This window comes from Candidatus Cloacimonadota bacterium, from assembly GCA_034661015.1.
GTDB lineage: Bacteria > Cloacimonadota > Cloacimonadia > JGIOTU-2 > JGIOTU-2 > JAYEKN01.
Genome location: JAYEKN010000198.1, coordinates 1 through 2,436 on the forward strand (window position 1 = coordinate 1; position 2,436 = coordinate 2,436).

1 protein-coding gene is annotated in these 2,436 nt (G+C 35.8%); it reads left to right on the top strand.

Features of this window, described 5'->3' with window-relative positions:
* Positions 1 to 558 precede the first annotated feature (558 nt).
* A partial coding sequence (locus U9P79_07665) for a hypothetical protein (protein MEA2104499.1) occupies positions 559 to 2,436 on the top strand: 1,878 nt, incomplete at its 3' end.

Below are 2,436 nucleotides of genomic sequence, written 5' to 3' on the forward strand. Positions count from 1 at the left end.
GTAGAACACGAGTCTCTTCGTGTGATGATCTTTGCGAAAGTTTTGCTGCCAAACAAATCGTGTATTGAAGGTTATCAGATCAAATCGGCTCTTTCATCAATGATGAGAGGTTATAATCCGCCAGCTGGCGGACAAAGTTTTCGGATTTTGTTCGTGTGACAAAAAACCCAAGTCGAACCCAAAAGACGGTGTCCGACTCGAGTTTTTCAAGAAAGCAGAACACGAGTCCTCTCGTGTTTTAATCTTTGCGAAAGTTTTGCTGCCAAATAAATCGTGTATTGAAGGTTATCAGATCAAATCGGCTCTTTCATCTAATATGACAAGCTATAACTTTCGCAAAGTTTTTGGGTTTCGACCTCACCCTGACCCTTCCGCCCGCTGGCGGATTTTGGCATTCAAGAAATTAATGGCAAAATATTTGGATAAGATTTTACCTGTCAGATTTATATTACAAAAGACACTGAAGGTGTCAAATATGAATAACTGCCGATGAAATCGGTAGCAATGAAAAAAATAAAAAAAGACTCTGAAAGAGTCGAACAAAAAAGGAAATCTATTATGAAACAAAAAAAACTTTTTTATATATTAACCATACTTTTATTTACATCCCTCTCTTTACACAGCACTACCTTTGAGTCGAAAAGTAATGGATTGAATGTAAATTCGATTCGAAATAAAGATCCATTTGGATTGATCCGGAACAAAAAAAATGTTGATTCAAAACAAAAGCAAAAATCCTTCGAATCTAAAAGTAACGAAACGGATGTCGGCTCGAAGCAAAAAAGCAACCGCGAAACCATAATTGTAGATATAGATGGTGGTGGAAATTATTTATCAATTCAGGACGGAATTAATGCAGCCTCGGATGGAGATACGATTCTCGTTCATCCGGGAACCTATTATGAAAATATAAATTTTAACGGAAAAGATTTAACCCTTATAAGTTTGGAGATGATAACCGGAGATGAGAGTTACATTGACTCCACTATCATAAACGGACAACAGGAAGCCAGCTGTATTTGTCTTGAAAATCACGAAACTGCTCTTATTCAAGGGTTTTCCATAACAAATGGCTGTGGCGATTATAGTATATATGTAGATGATTATATAGGTGGGGGAATAAAAATATATAGTACTAATTCTGCCAATCCATTAAATGTATATATTAAAAATTGTAAAATTTTTAACAATAACGCAAGTGTTGGCGGGGGGATTGAGATACATAAATCGAATGTTTATCTTTCAGGGCTGGAAATAATAAATAATTATGCAAATGCAGCCGGTGGTATTGGAATTAGTTACACAGGATATACTAATCCTTGTAATGTAGAATTCGATGAGGATAACAGGTGCAATATCTATAATAATTATGCAGGCACCGGGAGTGATATTGCTGCTTATGCAGCCGGGGAAATATATGTGAATGTAGATACATTTACAGTAGCAGATCCATTGGGATATTTTGTTTTCACAAATGGTCATGGTAACTCTCAATCCAATTTATATTTTGATATTGAGCACACCTGGTTGGAACAGGTTAATCATGATCTTTATGTATCAACTTCCGGAGATGATAATAACAGTGGCTTTAGCCCTCAGGAACCTTTGCAAACAATTTCCTGGGCAATGCATAAAATAGTAAGTGATACAATAGATCCTAAAACTGTTTATGTGGAAGACGGAATATACTCCCATGCAGATAATAATCAAATCTTTCCCATTAGTTTAAAATCTCACGTTCCGTTAATCGGAGAATCACGCGAGAACACTATTCTTGAGAATGATTTTATGGAAAAAAGTTCAACAATGATGATTGCATCTAAGCAGCAAGAGATAAGGTTTGAGAATTTTACTATGCATAATATTTCTGAATCACCAAGAGGTTTTCTGATTAATGAAGGCATAAATGTAATTATAAAGAATATAATGGTAGAGAATATGACTAATCCAATTGAAATGTCAATAGCCAACATGATTATGAATCCAGCGGATAATTTTTATTTAAGTGATGTAATAATCCGCAATAATACCTTTGGAGCAATCGCTGGGATTTGGTGTCAATCTTGGCAATATGGTGAGTTAAAGAATTGTATATTCGATAATAATCACTCCACCGGAGGAAACGACGAAGGCTGGGTAGTTGTGGATTATATTACTGAAGAAAACGGTTTATGGGAGAATTGTGTAATTTCTAACTGCAGTAATCAAGACTATTTTCCATATACAGTCCAAATCGGTAGTGGCTCGGATAGTCTTTGGTTTGATATGTTCAACTGCCTATTTGTAAACAATGTAGCAGAAGCATGTACCGTAGCAATAGGCATACCCGGAGGAGGAAAAAAGAATATAGTAAACTGCACCTTTGCAAATAATTATGCCTGGCCCGCAGCTACCCTTATGACTGGAGATACGATAAATTTAGTCAATACGGTTATG